The organism is Nostoc sp. ChiSLP03a, assembly GCF_034531215.2.
Lineage (GTDB): Bacteria > Cyanobacteriota > Cyanobacteriia > Cyanobacteriales > Nostocaceae > Nostoc.
The window spans coordinates 17,443-31,890 of sequence record NZ_JAVRBQ020000020.1 but is presented as its reverse complement, the minus strand read 5'-3'; the positions used below and the strand labels follow the sequence as shown (position 1 = coordinate 31,890).

The following is a 14,448-nucleotide window of genomic DNA, read 5'->3' as shown; positions in this document are numbered from 1 at the left end:
TAAGCTGAAATCTTTGTAGGACAGTAGTTTTACTTTTTTAACTTCATCTATAATCTGTGACGTGGAAAAAGTATTTGCCAAAAAACTAGGGTTTTTGCTGGATAAAGAAAGCGAATTCTTAATTTTGGATAAAGTCGAGCTTAGAGGTTGTTTGAAAAGTCGTAAAGTATACCAGAGACCCCTCTCCAAACCTCTCCCCGAAACGGAGAGAGGCTTTCAAACCCCCATTCCCTTGTAGAGAAGCAGGGTGGTTTCATACAAAGAAAGAAAAAACCTTTTGGATTTGATTGGCTAAAGCACGTTGAGCTTGAGGGATAGTACGAAAACCAAGAAATCTGGCAAGAGTGATGAAAAAATTATGTAAGATTGCCCAGTTAACTGGAGCATTACCACCTCTTCGCAGTGGAAAGTCTTCTGAAAAAGTCACATCACGAACCCAATGGAGTCGGTTTTCAATTCCCCAATGTTTCTGGGTGTCGGTTAAAGCATCTTTAGCCGACATTATATGACTACAAATATAGAACTAACGCTCTTGAAATGATTGACCATCACGGATACCAGAACGTTCAACTTGGACAAAGGTTTTAAGTCCAGCCCATTGATTTTGTAATTTTTCTGGAGCCGCGAATACCTTACAACAACGCAAAACTTTGCGATGCCTGCGGCGGGCTACGCCTACGTGAGTATCGTCTTCTATTGTAGTAGCGCTCAAAGGTTCCTGTGTCTGTGACTGAGTTTGAGCCATTTTATAGAGTGTCGGTTGATTTTCTTTTAATCCAATCAGGTAATCATTGCCACTAGTGATGATCAGCGATACAGTTTTTTTTGGCAGTGTAAAGCATCAAGGGTAAAAACGACTTGTTGATCACAAAACTCGGATATTAATTGTTTTACGATGTCTACGACGGGCTACGCCTACGCCACTTCACTAATCTTTTTGTTGGACATTGGTTGCATCTTAAGTACAATGCCCCGATTATGACTATAAACTGATACTGTACTGATGAAGTTCTGGTAGGACTGACTGTAATCTGTGACTGTGCAACGAATGCCTTTGCCATCTATTGCCAGACGTTCTCCTGGTATTGGTGGAACAAAAACCGATGCCCAATTATTAAATAAGTCCGTTAGTGGCTGAAAATCCACTGTTTTCAGTACTCGTCGAAATGTTGAATAGGATGGAAAATTGATTGTCACATCTAGGTTTAACAGTTCAATCAAGCTCTGTCTGTGTACACGAGTAAAATCTTCCAGTGGTCGGTAGCCCCAATATCCTGTCATGGCTCCCAGCAATATTAGCAACAATACCAACCATAATTCATGTCTTCTTCCCCGAATGTGCCTATAGTCTGAGACTTGCTGCAATTGTTCGACGAGATTCATACTTGTTAGTTATCCATTTCTTTCCACCCTATACAAATCATTATTATTTTTCTCTGGTTGTATGAAACCACCCTGCTCCCCGCAGGCGAGGAGGGGGGCTAGGGGGGTTAGGTTTTCGAGGTCTAGAAGTTACTAAAAATACTTTTCAAACATCCTCTTAAGACCAAATTAACGATCTTAATTATGAATATGTATTTGGGTTTATGTGCTGCTGGCGAGTATTTTTGGGAATACCGCCTTTTAGCTAGAGAGCGCATTACTGAACAATTAGGATTCGATCCGTTGACTACGCCTACACCTGTTGAAAAACCATTAGTCACAATTTAAGATTAGTTGATTGTTGAGCGATCGCTAATATGTTTTTATTATGTTTTATCAATAGCGATCGCATTAATTTTGCTCACAAAAACCAAACTTTGAAATTTGATTTACTTCTGTGCTAAACTCACCTGTCCTCCAATTAACCCCAAAAATCCAGTTCCAAAGTGCTGAATATCCAAAAAACTTGCTTGCTCCGGTGAGGTTTTATAAATTCGGAATGTCTTCATAATTCCCAAGGTGGCAGCACTTTCTAGAGGGCCAACAAAACTAATATCTCGGTCGAGAAAATAGGTTTGATTAGCCCAGTAAGCCATCTGATTTGCATTCAAAAAATAGCAGCCTGCATGAGGATTGAGGGCACGACGAAAGGTAATCGGTGCATTCATAATTGTACCCTTGAGTTCTGGTTGCTCCTGCACATTTTGAAAAGGATCAGTTACTCGCAAAGCCAAATCCCCATCAATGTAAGCTTTATGAACCAAACCGTAAGGGGAGATTTCATAACGATTTGGCTGGAGCAAATTTAAATTACCTGCTTGTTGAGTAAACCAATTCAATTTTATAAAAAACCAAGGATCGTGGATAATTAAGTCATCTTCCAAGAAACAGTAATAATCATACTGACCGAGACAACTTTGCAGAACACCTTGGCACTCAAAACCCAAAAACAGAGGTTCTACATTAGTAGAATGATGCTTATATAAATGGGATGGTAAAGGAAGCTGGTTTAAAAGATGATTATCTTGGGTTGTACAAATAACAATATCTAGTTCATGCGATTGCGGCTGGTTAGCAGGAAAAGCTATTCGTTGAGCAATGTTAATAATACTTTGAGATTTACCAAATAATTGGTGTAAGGCGGTAAGGCTATTAGTTAACGCCTGCAAGCGAGGTTGCGGGTCTTTGCGTTGGGAAGCATGACGACCCTCACCGCTAGGTTTGAAAAAATGGGCAATGGTAAAAATAATTCGCATATTTGTCACTAGTCATTGGTCATTTGTCATTTGTACTAAGCTTAGTCGGTGGTGCAGCCTCTCCAAGAGTTGTTGTCATGAGTCATTGGTCATTTGTCATTTGTACTAAGCTTAGTCGGTAGTGCAGCCTCTCCAAGAGTTGTATCGATCGTTTTCGTTTGTCATTTGCTCTCGATCAACAACTAATGATTAATATACTTATTGCAAAAGTCTTTATTTTCAAGCTTTTATTTGCACCTTTGCTTGAGGCAAAAAATATTTATGCAACTGACTAATCACAAATGACAAATGACTAATGACCAATGACCAATGACTAATATTTACCAAATCCTTTAGAACTTGGACGCTTTTTCAAATTATCAGAAGTTTTGCCAGCGAACATCCATTGCAAATGCTGTGGTAACAGTTTGGCCAAATCATAACGCTTGATAATTGTCTCTCGCGCATTCGCACGAATTGCTTGCATTTCTTGAGGATTATTCAGCGCCTCTTCAATCCGATTAGCAATATTTTGGGGAGAAAAAAAATCTACCAGCAGTCCATTCACCCCATTCTGTACAACCTCTAAAACTGGTGGAGTATTAGAAGCTATTAGCAAACATCCTGCTGCCATTACTTCTAACATTGACCAAGATAATACAAAAGGACGAGTTAAATAAACATGGGCAGAAGAAGCTTGCAAAACCTGAAGGTACTCATTGTAAGGAAGCCTATCTGTAAAGTGCAGCCTCGATAAATCCAAAGATGATTTGAATTTTTCTAGCATTAATTGTTTATAAGTCTGACCATCAGGGAGATTCTTCCCATAAGCAACTCGGTCTTCTCCGACAACTACCACGTGGCATTTAGGTCGTCGCTGCTGAAGTAGCGCTACTGTTTCCATAAACTGTGGAAAACCTCTATAAGGTTCCATTCCTCGTCCTACATAAGTTACCAACTCTTCCACATGAGAAAGATCCAGATTTATTCTTGGTAAAACTAACTTTGCACCTGGTTTGGGAACAAAATAATTGGTATCAACACCATCATGAATTACAGTGAGTTTGCTATGATATTCTTTGGGAAACTGCTGACGCTGCCAATTAGTTGGAGAAAGACCGCGATCGCAGCTATATAAATCAGTTAAAATCGGCGCATTTTTCACGCGGATGCGGCATTCATCATCAACATTTAGCGGCTCGTTGGGATCGAAATCTGCATCGGAACCGTGAGCGTGATAAAACCACTCGAAATAACACAATAATTCGGCTTTGGGGAAAACATCTTTCATAAATAAAGTCGGCCCCCACCCAGAATGACCATAAACTATATCTGGAAAGAAACCCTCAGCCTTTAATTTTTCTGCCACGCGATAGACAGCTTGAGCGGTGATAACAGCATTTTCCAGGTTGCGAACGTAGTGGTGAGTTTGAGGCGCAGCTTCACGAGAAGGAGTATAAATAGCTTTAAAAACGCCGGGTATTTCCCCTTCCCGACGATTTGTCCCAAAGACAACTTGGCAATTAGGATCTTTACCCAAAACTATCGCTAGGTTGCGAAATTGCGAGGGAAAATTGGGATGTAAAAATAAAACTTTCATTGGAATAATCTTGATTAAATTATTGCCAGATAAAATAAATTAAGACAATCTTTTTAAGATTATAAGATTATTTGTCAAGATTTTGAGCAAGTAAATTTAGGTAAATGGTTGTCAGTAAATGCGAGAATAATCGCAAATTCGTGTTATTACAATGAAATTTATTGGCATTGATTTAGGCTGGCGATCGCAACCAAGTGGATTGTGCTGTTTAGAATGGATAGATGGACAACTACAATTACTCGATCTAGACCGCAAAGATGCCATTGCAGATATCCTCACCTGGATCGATCGCAGCGTCCAACCAGATGAGCCAGCCATTATTGCCGTAGATGCACCTACCCTCATACCCAATGCTACCGGGAGTCGTCTCCCCGACAAACTTAGCCACAAGTACTTTGGCAAATATCATGCGGGATGCTACCCAGCTAATCAAAACCTACCCTTCGCCGATCGCACCATCAACTTTGGCTTAGAATTAGAATCACGCGGCTTTGCCCACGCCCCCACCATAGAACCGCAAAAACTCAGCAGATATCAAATAGAAGTCTTCCCCCACCCAGCAATCGTTAACCTATTCAACTTAGAACGCATCCTCAAATACAAAAAAGGACGCCTCAATGAGCGCCGTCTAGAACTAATTAAACTCCAAAATTATCTTCTTGATATTCTCCCTTCCTTCTCTCCTCCTCTGCGCCTGTGCGGTTTGTTTCTTCTTGAAATCCCCACCACAGGCGCAGCCCTCAAAGCAACCGAAGATAAACTAGATAGCTTAATTTGCGCTTATGTTGCTGCATACTGGTGGTATTGGGGAGAAAAACGTAACTTAGTATTAGGCGATCGCACTACTGGCTACATTATCATCCCTCAAAGAATTTGAGCAAAGGCTTCGCGTATGCTGCTTTAGAGTCCTTGCTGATGCTAAAAATAGCATTCCGCAAACCGTATCGCTTGGTAATGGCAGAGCGCTAATCAGGATTAAAAAACACAAAATTGTTGTTGGTTAGTGACAATCCAGCAGATAGTTGTGCAAATTGTACCTGAGTAAACCCAGATGCACTACCATCTTGGTCAAAGAACAATGCACCTGTAGCGCTGTTGTAAATAAATCGCTCTTCACTAGTGGTTGCAGATGTTCCGATTGTAAACTGACTTGCTGAAAGTGAACCTATTGACCGACTTCCAAACCCATAAGCCGATAGCTGAATCAATTCATTAGTAGCGTTGAAGTCATAAATAGTATCGACACCTTTGGTGTAACTATAGACAGTAAAGGTATCAGTACCGTTCCCACCTGTCAGGGTATCATTGCCACCATACTGCCCAGAGAGGGTATCGTTCCCACTGTTCCCCACAATATTGTCATCGTGGGCTGTGCCTGTGATATCTAATCGTTCGATATTCTTGTAGCTAACACTATTGATATCTGCCGTAATTGACCCAGTGTTAGTAGCAGCATTGAAATTCGTTTTGATTCCGTGGTTAGTATAGGTATAATCGGCGAACAACACATCGTCACCCTTACCCCCATCGATCGTATCATTGCCAGCATTGACCCCCAGAGAGGGTATCGTTGCCATTGCTCCCCACAATGTTGTCATCGTAGGCTGTACCTCTAATATCTAATCGTTCGATATTGTTGTAGCTAACCAGATTCGTGCCTGCTGTAATTGATCCAATGTTAGTAGTAGCATTGAAATTCGTTGTGATTCCTCCAGTAGCCCCGTAATAATAGAAAGACAACAAATCATCACCTTTACCCCCATCGAGCGTATCTTTGCCAGTAATGCCCACATTGTACGAATCATTGCCATTAGTGCCCCCAGAGAAGGTATCGTTGCCATCGCCCCCAAAGAGCAAATTATTGCCTTTTGAGTTGTTAATATTCAAGTAATCATTACCGATATCACCGTTGAGAATGTTATTACCTGTTGTATAACTAATATCCAAGGTATCGTTACCAGCATCACCATTGAGAGTGTTATTACCTGTTGTATAATTAGCATCCAATGTATCGTCACCAGCACCACCATTGAGGGTGTTATTGCCTGTGCCATAAATTCTCCCAAAAGCTCCATAAAAATAGTCGTGGAAGCCAGAAACGGAGAGATAATCGTTACCAGCGCCACCAGAAAGCAGATTATTACCTGTTGAATAAATAGCATCCAAATAATCATCACCGATATCACCGTTGAGAGTGTTATTCCCTGTTGAATAACCAGCATCCAAGGTATCGTCACCAGCATCACCATTGAGGGTGTTATTGCCAGAGGTAGGATTGCCAAATAAAATTGAGCCTCCTCGAACCAAGCTGTAGTCACCAGAGGCAAAGAGAGAATCATTTCCATCGCCACCAATGAGCAGATCGTTGTCTTTTGAATTATTAAGATTCAAATTATCATCGCCAGTACGATAAGCGATGGAGTTATTGCCTGTGTTACCAACGAGCGTGTCATTCCCAGTACACCAATGAGCGTGTCATTCCCAGCACCACCTCTGAATAAGTCATTGCCACTTTTGCCATCGATTTTGTCATCACCCCCCTGACCATTGATCGCATCATCTGAGTTATCAAAGCCGTTAACATTATTGTTCAGGTCGTTAAGGAAGGTGACTGTATTCTTATTGAAGATATTATTTTGGGTAGAGTTGGCATTGAAAACATCAAAGCTGTCTGTGATGGTAGTTTGCCCATAAAACAGGATGTTGCCTAAGTTTACACTCGCTCCAGTGGATTTGCTGAGATTATCCAGATTTTCCAAGGCAAAGTTTTGCAGAATGACTTTGGGGGTAGCGTCGTCTTCATAGTAGGTTGCATTTGCAAAGGTGATTTCCAGATTGTTGCCATTCTGGGTCAGGATCGTATTTTGGGCAGTTAAGCGACTATCGCCCTGAAAATTTAGAGTGTCCACTTCAGCAATGACTGCTGCTGTTGGGTGTGTTCCTTTACCTACGCCACCAAAATCGGTGATGATATCAATATCATCGGTGATGTAGTCATAAATAAATTCATCATTGCCACCGCCACCAGTTAGAGTGTTGTTACCCTTGTTAGCTGTGATGGTATCGTTCCCTGCAAGACCGTTAATTGTGTCCGCGTCATCAGTACCCAGTAGGTTATCATTACTGTTGGTTCCAATGATATTTGCCATAACTTTTATATACCTAAATCTAGCTTTTCAGTAACTTCTGTTATCAACATGGACTTTATTGCTATTTTTGGGCACAAAAATTAACCGGAATTTTAAGTTTTTGCCATACTTATACATCATCTTTAATTAACACTAATGTTGCTCAAAGATTCATCCAGAGAATGGCTTTTACGTGACACTATCTAAATCTATCTGAAAACTATCTAAGGCTTAAGCGCTGTACAAACTAATGAGCGTGTGTATTCAGGATAATCGAACATTTCAGACTAAATTAATTATCCTTGCTCCGTAAAAATCATTGAACAAGGATGATTAAAGAATCTGATGATTGAATGCCTAGAATTTATACTTGGTATTTGGTTTCTTGCCAGCGTCTAAGTTTTACTAAAGAGAAAATATTCAACTTTTGATCCGGAAAGAGATTTTCATACCCCCCTTGTGGACAATTCTGTTTAGATGTCTAGCTTGAAAATGGAGAACATCTAAATAATCAAACACTTAGCATATAATACTGTATTTACTTAGATATTTTTGCTTCTGCACGCATCTTTGCATATTCTTCACATTATTTGCTGATAAATTTACGTAAAAATGTTTTTTTGTGTACTATTAATATTTTGATCGTCAATCAAAGCTATTACAGATTGGTACAACGTTTGTAAACCAAGAAATTCACGTTCGCAGACATTAGTACTAATCGCTCCAAAGTGGGATCGATCAAAGCTTAAGAAGCTGACTTTTATGATTATTCCAGTCAAATTGTATTTCCCTTAAAATTCCGAGAAATTATAGCAATAATTATTTTTTAGGCGTGACTGCATCGCATAATAAAAGGCATCGCTAATTTAAGTTTAGCAACGCCTAATCTTGAATATTCAATAACTACTCAGCACTCTTATTCTGCCCAAGCAATCAACCTTGGTTCATAAGCATTAGCCAGATTTTTATTTTTCGGCAATACACGCAAAGACAAACCTTGTAAACCAGAAGCGGTATAGATGATATTACCAGTGTAAATACTCAATTGCTGTCCATCTTCGCCTTGGTAATCCATCACTACTGGCACAGCGTTGACAATCTCACCATTGGCATCGATCGCACCTTGATATAGCTCCACCTGCACATCATTATTGCTCAAAGTTGCTAAGTCAACCTTGGCTTTGACAGCAACGGTTTGGTTAACTTCAATGTCTGAAGCTGCCGATACGTCAACATCTTTGATTCTGATGTTGAACCAGTGTTCGCTGAGTTTTTCTTTCCAAGCGGCTAGTTCTTTGGCTGGAGCATAGTTATCAACAGTCAGGGTATGATAGCGATCGCTAGCCGGGAAATAAGCTCTCCCAGCATATTCTCCTACCATCCGCGCTGTATTAAAGAAGGGACAATTCAGGCGAATTGCATCCTTCATTTTGGCAACCCACGGACGAGGCAAACCATCTGTATCCCGATGTTCATAAAATAACGGTACAACTTCCTTCTCTAACAATTCGTAGAGAGCATTTGCTTCTACTTCATCTTGGTAGTTAGGATCGTCGTAATTCTCTCCATGTCCAATCGCCCAGCCTGTGCGCACGTAATCAGCTTCATCCCACCAGCCATCTAGCACACTTAAATTTGGTAATCCATTCATAGCGGCTTTCATGCCACTAGTACCAGAAGCTTCCCGTGGACGACGCGGTGTATTTAACCAGATATCGCAACCCGCAACCATTAACCGCGAGATATGAATGTCGTAATTGGGAACAAACACTACCTGTTTTTCTAAATGCTGTTCGCGGATAAAGTGATTGATCTCGCGGATCAGTTCTTTACCGGGAATATCTTTAGGATGTGCCTTCCCAGCAATCACAAATTGCACTTTCCGGTCTTTGTTAGCTAGTAAAAGCCGCTTAACGCGATCCAAATCGCGCATCCACAGGGTAGCGCGTTTGTAGGTGGCAAAACGACGGGCAAAGCCAATAGTCAACGCGTAAGGATCTAAAACTTCTTGGGCTTGGGAAATTTCGGAGGCGGAAGCGCCGCGATCGCGTAAATGCTTGACCAAATGATCCCGCACATACAAAATCATATCTAAGCGGCAGCGCTCGTGATTGCGCCACAATTCTTCATCGGGAATAGCGTCCATCCGCTCCCACAATGGGCTATCTGGTGGTGCTGATGACCAATTTGGGCCGAGGTAGCGATCGTACAATTCTTGAGTCGATTTCGCCACACAACTCCGAGCATGGACACCGTTGGTAATTGCAGCGATCGGCACTTCCTCTACTGGCACTTTCTGCCACAAGGCTTGGAACATTTGCCGCGACACCACACCGTGGAGTTGGGCGACACCATTAGAAAATGTTGCCATTTTCAGCGCCAGCACCGCCATACTGAAAGGCCCGGATAAATCGCCTGTATTCTCGCGCCCCAGTCCTAAGAATTGCTCTTTGGGCAACCCAAATATCTCTGCATAATACCCCAGGTAGTACAACATTTTTTCGGGAGCAAACAAGTCAATCCCTGCTGGTACTGGCGTGTGGGTAGTAAAGATATTACTAGAAGCCACCACCTGTTTAGCTTGGGCATAATTCAGTCCCTCTTCCTGAATCAGCAAGCGGATGCGTTCTAGGGCAGAGAAGGCGGCGTGACCTTCATTCATGTGGTAAGCGGTGACTTTCAGCCCCAAAGCTTTGAGCATTTGCACACCACCGATCCCCAGCATAATTTCCTGGTGGATACGCATATCGATGTCGCCACCATACAGCTGATCTGTGATGTCGTGGTCGTAAGTGTTGTTGGGTTCAATGTTGGTGTCCATCAAATACAACGGAACCGTTCCCACCTGTACGCGCCAAACTCTGGCATACACCTTGCGTCCTGGATAATCTACCGCAATCCGCAGTTCAGAACCATCGGCATTGCGTTCTAGATGCAAGGGCATATTATAGAAATCGTTGAGCAGATAGCGTTCTTGCTGCCAGCCATCAGCATTAAGATACTGGGCAAAGTAGCCTTGCTGATACAACAAACCTACACCTACAAGCGGTAGCCCCAAGTCACTGGCAGATTTGAGGTGATCCCCTGCCAGAACGCCCAAGCCTCCAGAATAGACGGGCAAACAATCTACAAGTCCAAATTCCGCCGAAAAATAGGCGTAGGATTCTTTGGGTTTCTGCTCCCGTTGTTTCTGATACCAAGTGCGCTCTTGCAAATAATCGTCTAACTGACGGTCAGCTCGATCCATTTGCGCTAAAAAGCCTTCATCTTCGACAACTTCCAGAAGCCGCGATTGAGAGATAGTACCCAGCATTAACACTGGGTTGTGATGGCTAGACTCCCACAGGTCAGAGTCTAAGCGACGGAATAAATCTTTAGTATCAACGTTCCAATCCCAGTGCAAGTTATATGCTAGCCGCCGCAGTGGTTCGAGTCGCGGCGGTAGTGAAGGGGATACGTTAAATGTGCGAATTGGCTGCATAGGTTGGCAAAACTCCAAGTTTAGCTATGGTTATTGTTTACTCTCTTTACCAATGTTGCCAATTCTTTATACTGTAGTTTGTGAAAAAGCGATGACTTTGTTAAGCATTGAGAATTATTTTTAACCTCGTTGCTAAAGTTTACACCAAGGTGTTTCTAATTCTCTGCCTTACTCTGAGCCATATACTTGGTATATTAAGATTTAATCATTTACTGGTATGTATCACTTAAAAAAATTTACTTTTGAATAAATAATTTATATTTATTTTAGTATTGCTTCCGGGGATCGATCGAGAGTCTGGGCTGAAGGTAAAAATTCCCCATAGCTGTGTCCAGTGAAGTTAAATTTTTTAATTATTTTTTCATAAAACCGCGCTGTCAAACAAGGCAATCCCGATGAAAGAAGTTTCAAAAGCCTTGCAGGAAAATCTTCTCAAGATTGGGATTTTTACTCAGCACTCTCAAGCTAGAAGACAGAAGGGAAACCCTATAAATAATTGGATGAAACCCTTACCAAGCAGTTAATCAAGAAAAGCGATGCCTGGGGCGGGCTACACCTATTTTAACTACTTGGTATTAAATATTTCCACTAAAGCAGCAAAATAACTTATAAAGGTGTTATTTTATGCACCTAATGAAGGCTGATCTTTAGTATTTTTTGTCATTGTCAAAGCTACAGCTGCTGCATAAGCGAGTTCTGCTGCCATTTGATAAGCAAGTTTGATACTTGATGAAGTGTCCTTGGCTTTAGGAGATGGGGAAGCTTTTTTTCGGCGCGACTCAAGTTTTACATCACCTGCTGCAATAGCTCGCTGTAAAATGATCCAGGCATCTAGGTCTTCTGAGTCATAATTACGTTGAAGTTGCGATCGCAGTTGATCTTCGGCTACAACACTCAAAAAGCCGATAGTTAAAGCTTCTTGTGCAATTTCTTTAATTAAAGCCATAATTTGAACCAAGTGTGTGAGTTAAAACTGATACCTCAATTTGGGAAATTAGATGTTTTTTTTGTAGATTTATCCTCGGAACTAAGCTAAGTTTTAGCTTTCTTTAAATAAAATTTATAACGAGTACTACCAAGCACACATCACCCTTTTGGCTCACCCGAATGGGTGATTTACAATATTTTAGATAGTAAGTATGTGGACAAAATAAATATTTTGAGCTAGTTTGGCTTTTTAAAAAAGAGGGTGTCACAAGTATAGTAGATATCAATCTAAGTTAAACTCTCAATTATAAAATTACTTTTATCGGTAACGAGATAAATATAGGCAAAAATGCCAATAACCGCTGACAGAATTTTTTAAATCTCCCTCCTCAATGAATTTTATCTAAATGTATAAAAATATTCGCAAGTAGCGTAAGCTTTACCTGCCGCAGGCATCGCTCTAGTAAAAAAATTAACTTCTTTCCTTCATTCTCATCAACTAAAAACCTGGAAATAAACTTAATTTCATGAGAGTGTTCCACTAAAAATAAAATGTGTTATCGTTAAAAACAATTGTTCTTAAAAACCATTCATGTCATTAAAAACGTGAATTGGCTAGTCTGTAAATCATCCGTGTGCAACATGATTGGAGCAGCATACTCTAGAAATTCGTTGCAAGAAAGCCGTCATAGCAGTCGGGGAAGCGCTTACTTGTTTGCACCGATGGTTAACTTCAATGTGATGGCTGATGTGGGAGATAATCCACCCTAATTGGATTTTGTTTGGGCAAAAATACCCAGAAAAATCCAACAATAATTACATTGTCATGCTAGGCAGAAATTTTATTTAAACTTTGAATATAGTCTAGTTAAATGTATTTTTTGTTGCAAAATAGCTTGTGAAACTGAATTGTTTCAAAAGACTAAAACCGCTTGAGAGTAAATAGCCTTAAGACAAACAACACTATCCCTATTTGCTTTAGAGGATGTCTGAAAACTTTTTGGTGTTGTATTCGAGACTTGTAGATCCCCCTAAATCCCCCGATAAATTGGGGGACTTTGATTCCAGTTCCCCCTTTTTAAGGGGAGCCAGCGCGGTCTTGGGGGTTTCCCCCATGAGCGACTGGCGTGGGTTAGGGGGGATCAAGCGAAATATTGAATACTTCTCAGACATCCTCTTAGGAGTGCTGTTAGCGGTAGCAAGCTTTTCAAATTTGCCAGAGAACCAAAACAGTAGTCTATCTAAAACCAGCAAATTTTCCATCAAACAATTTAGAGTCTAAGTTTTGACACAGCAATGCACTGAAATTGTTTTGTTAATTGATTTTGTCAAATATCAACCAAAATTTACCTGCATATAGTACAAAATCTGCTAGCAAATTAATGCAATTGTAAATATTACTTGAGTAATTATACACACATAACCTCAAGAGTTGCTCGCATAGTCAAAGCCACAATCTGGTTTTTCAAATGTTGTAAAACCATCTAAAAATCTTGGGAAAATTTGGTGATATTGCTACCTTAGCTCATGTATTAATACACACAGAGTCTATTGGTATTAGCAGAAGATTAGAATACAGCCAAAACAACTTTAAACACTGTCAACAATAATTGATTAACGAGATATGTAGCCATGCAGAACGAGCAATATTTTTCCAAATTGCAGCGCGTGCAAGAACTTTTAGTAACTACAGTGTTAGGAGATATTCCAACACTTCTTCTCGGCCCAAAGTTGCGTAATTTAGGATATCGTAGTATTTTTGCCCAGATAGACAGCCCAGTATATATTCAAAATGGTGTAGAATTTAACGGTACTTCTTGTATTGAGATCGGCACAGGAGTTTATATTTTCAAGGGTGTGCGGATGAATGCGAGAGGACATAAAAATAATAGAATTCATCTAGGAAATAGAGTTGCGATTGAACGTAACGTTGATATCGGGTCTTTAGAAGATACGTATATACATATTGATGAAGACACCTTCATTGCTCCTAACGTGTGTATTGAAGGGCCAGGAGACATTAAAATTGGTAAACACTGCATGATTGCTGCTCATTCAGGGATATATGCCAATAATCATAATTTTGCCGATCCGATAAAGCTGATTAAATACCAAGGTGTTACTCGCAAGGGAATTGTGATTGAGGATGATTGTTGGCTGGGACATGGAGTAACGGTATTAGATGGCGTTACTATCGGCAAAGGCAGTGTTATTGGTGCGGGAGCAGTTGTTAATAAAGATATTCCTGCTTTTTCCGTTGCTGTCGGTATACCTGCACGAGTAATCAAAAACCGAATTGGCAAAGATATAGCAAAGCTTCAAGTTGAAAAATAGGGCATGGGGTATAAGAGGCAGGGGGGCAGGGGAGCAGGGAGATGAGAGAGCAGGGAGCAGGGAGCAAGGGGCAGGGGAGCAGGGGAGATGAGGGGACAAGGAGATAAACAAAACTCCTAACTCTTAACTCAGCACTCATTACTCATTACTCATTACTCAGCACTCCTGAAGGGTATGGGGAATAGTAACTATCCCCTGTAAGCTGTTGCCTTTTTTGGGAAACCTTTGCCATCAATCAACGTCACAAGGGTAAACGCCTCTGAGTTATCTCACTTAAGGGCATCTACAAGTCAGACAACTGACATCTTGTACATTATCAAT

14 protein-coding genes are annotated in these 14,448 nt (G+C 40.8%); 4 read left to right on the top strand and 10 right to left on the bottom strand.

Going from position 1 to position 14,448, the window contains the following annotated elements:
• Positions 1–253: 253 nt before the first annotated feature.
• The 3 genes from RMY32_RS02680 to RMY32_RS02670 form a co-directional block, all read right to left on the bottom strand.
• Complete coding sequence (locus RMY32_RS02680; protein WP_322713979.1) at positions 254–502, bottom strand: hypothetical protein; 249 nt, start codon at positions 500–502, stop codon at positions 254–256.
• A gap of 21 nt (positions 503–523) precedes the next feature.
• Positions 524–745, bottom strand: coding sequence for a hypothetical protein (locus tag RMY32_RS02675; protein ID WP_322713978.1), 222 nt, complete (start codon positions 743–745; stop codon positions 524–526).
• Positions 746–915: 170 nt separating this feature from the next.
• Positions 916–1,383 carry a transposase family protein gene (locus RMY32_RS02670; protein ID WP_322713977.1) on the bottom strand — a complete coding sequence of 156 codons (468 nt, stop codon included), beginning with the start codon at positions 1,381–1,383 and terminating at the stop codon, positions 916–918.
• A 183-nt stretch (positions 1,384–1,566) separates the two neighbouring features.
• Here RMY32_RS02670 and RMY32_RS02665 point away from each other — a divergent pair, with 183 nt between their 5' ends.
• Positions 1,567–1,710 (top strand): hypothetical protein, encoded by a 144-nt coding sequence (locus RMY32_RS02665; protein WP_322713976.1) that lies wholly within the window; start codon positions 1,567–1,569, stop codon positions 1,708–1,710.
• A 101-nt stretch (positions 1,711–1,811) separates the two neighbouring features.
• Here the strand turns inward: RMY32_RS02665 and RMY32_RS02660 are convergent, their stop codons facing one another.
• Entirely contained in the window at positions 1,812–2,678 is an 867-nt protein-coding gene (locus RMY32_RS02660; protein WP_322713980.1) for a calcium-binding protein, read from the bottom strand.
• 313 nt (positions 2,679–2,991) lie between these two features.
• Positions 2,992–4,257, bottom strand: coding sequence for a glycosyltransferase family 4 protein (locus RMY32_RS02655; RefSeq protein WP_322713975.1), 1,266 nt, complete (start codon positions 4,255–4,257; stop codon positions 2,992–2,994).
• A 151-nt stretch (positions 4,258–4,408) separates the two neighbouring features.
• On the opposite strand from RMY32_RS02655, the gene RMY32_RS02650 reads away from it, so the two are divergent.
• Positions 4,409–5,134, top strand: a complete 726-nt coding sequence (locus RMY32_RS02650; protein ID WP_322713973.1) for a DUF429 domain-containing protein — start codon at positions 4,409–4,411, stop codon at positions 5,132–5,134.
• A gap of 88 nt (positions 5,135–5,222) precedes the next feature.
• Here the strand turns inward: RMY32_RS02650 and RMY32_RS02645 are convergent, their stop codons facing one another.
• From RMY32_RS02645 to RMY32_RS02625, 5 genes are all read right to left on the bottom strand, one after another.
• Positions 5,223–5,834, bottom strand: a complete 612-nt coding sequence (locus tag RMY32_RS02645; protein ID WP_322713972.1) for a calcium-binding protein — start codon at positions 5,832–5,834, stop codon at positions 5,223–5,225.
• Positions 5,794–6,648: a calcium-binding protein gene (locus tag RMY32_RS02640; protein WP_322713971.1), complete on the bottom strand. Its 855-nt coding sequence runs from the start codon at positions 6,646–6,648 to the stop codon at positions 5,794–5,796. Before RMY32_RS02640 ends, RMY32_RS02645 begins: the two co-directional genes overlap by 41 nt.
• Positions 6,645–7,406, bottom strand: coding sequence for a hypothetical protein (locus RMY32_RS02635; protein WP_322713970.1), 762 nt, complete (start codon positions 7,404–7,406; stop codon positions 6,645–6,647). Before RMY32_RS02635 ends, RMY32_RS02640 begins: the two co-directional genes overlap by 4 nt.
• Before the next feature lie 895 nt (positions 7,407–8,301).
• Positions 8,302–10,866 carry an alpha-glucan family phosphorylase gene (gene glgP, locus RMY32_RS02630; protein WP_322713969.1) on the bottom strand — a complete coding sequence of 855 codons (2,565 nt, stop codon included), beginning with the start codon at positions 10,864–10,866 and terminating at the stop codon, positions 8,302–8,304.
• 622 nt (positions 10,867–11,488) lie between these two features.
• Positions 11,489–11,812 carry a hypothetical protein gene (locus RMY32_RS02625; protein ID WP_322713968.1) on the bottom strand — a complete coding sequence of 108 codons (324 nt, stop codon included), beginning with the start codon at positions 11,810–11,812 and terminating at the stop codon, positions 11,489–11,491.
• 614 nt (positions 11,813–12,426) lie between these two features.
• Here RMY32_RS02625 and RMY32_RS02620 point away from each other — a divergent pair.
• Together RMY32_RS02620 and RMY32_RS02615 are read left to right on the top strand one after the other, a co-directional pair.
• Complete coding sequence (locus RMY32_RS02620) at positions 12,427–12,564, top strand: hypothetical protein (RefSeq protein ID WP_174707946.1); 138 nt, start codon at positions 12,427–12,429, stop codon at positions 12,562–12,564.
• A gap of 861 nt (positions 12,565–13,425) precedes the next feature.
• Positions 13,426–14,127 (top strand): acyltransferase, encoded by a 702-nt coding sequence (locus RMY32_RS02615; protein ID WP_322713967.1) that lies wholly within the window; start codon positions 13,426–13,428, stop codon positions 14,125–14,127.
• Positions 14,128–14,448 lie beyond the last annotated feature (321 nt).

What these genes read in the sequence shown, in the direction of transcription:
- RMY32_RS02675 (WP_322713978.1), bottom strand. Translation starts at nt 745, where the DNA reads ATGGCTCAAACTCAGTCACAGACACAGGAACCTTTGAGCGCTACTACA.
- glgP (WP_322713969.1), bottom strand. Translation starts at nt 10,866, where the DNA reads ATGCAGCCAATTCGCACATTTAACGTATCCCCTTCACTACCGCCGCGA.
- RMY32_RS02655 (WP_322713975.1), bottom strand. Translation starts at nt 4,257, where the DNA reads ATGAAAGTTTTATTTTTACATCCCAATTTTCCCTCGCAATTTCGCAAC.
- RMY32_RS02680 (WP_322713979.1), bottom strand. Translation starts at nt 502, where the DNA reads ATGTCGGCTAAAGATGCTTTAACCGACACCCAGAAACATTGGGGAATT.
- RMY32_RS02660 (WP_322713980.1), bottom strand. Translation starts at nt 2,678, where the DNA reads ATGCGAATTATTTTTACCATTGCCCATTTTTTCAAACCTAGCGGTGAG.
- RMY32_RS02665 (WP_322713976.1), top strand. Translation starts at nt 1,567, where the DNA reads ATGAATATGTATTTGGGTTTATGTGCTGCTGGCGAGTATTTTTGGGAA.
- RMY32_RS02625 (WP_322713968.1), bottom strand. Translation starts at nt 11,812, where the DNA reads ATGGCTTTAATTAAAGAAATTGCACAAGAAGCTTTAACTATCGGCTTT.
- RMY32_RS02645 (WP_322713972.1), bottom strand. Translation starts at nt 5,834, where the DNA reads ATGGCAACGATACCCTCTCTGGGGGTCAATGCTGGCAATGATACGATC.
- RMY32_RS02635 (WP_322713970.1), bottom strand. Translation starts at nt 7,406, where the DNA reads ATGGCAAATATCATTGGAACCAACAGTAATGATAACCTACTGGGTACT.
- RMY32_RS02650 (WP_322713973.1), top strand. Translation starts at nt 4,409, where the DNA reads ATGAAATTTATTGGCATTGATTTAGGCTGGCGATCGCAACCAAGTGGA.
- RMY32_RS02670 (WP_322713977.1), bottom strand. Translation starts at nt 1,383, where the DNA reads ATGAATCTCGTCGAACAATTGCAGCAAGTCTCAGACTATAGGCACATT.
- RMY32_RS02615 (WP_322713967.1), top strand. Translation starts at nt 13,426, where the DNA reads ATGCAGAACGAGCAATATTTTTCCAAATTGCAGCGCGTGCAAGAACTT.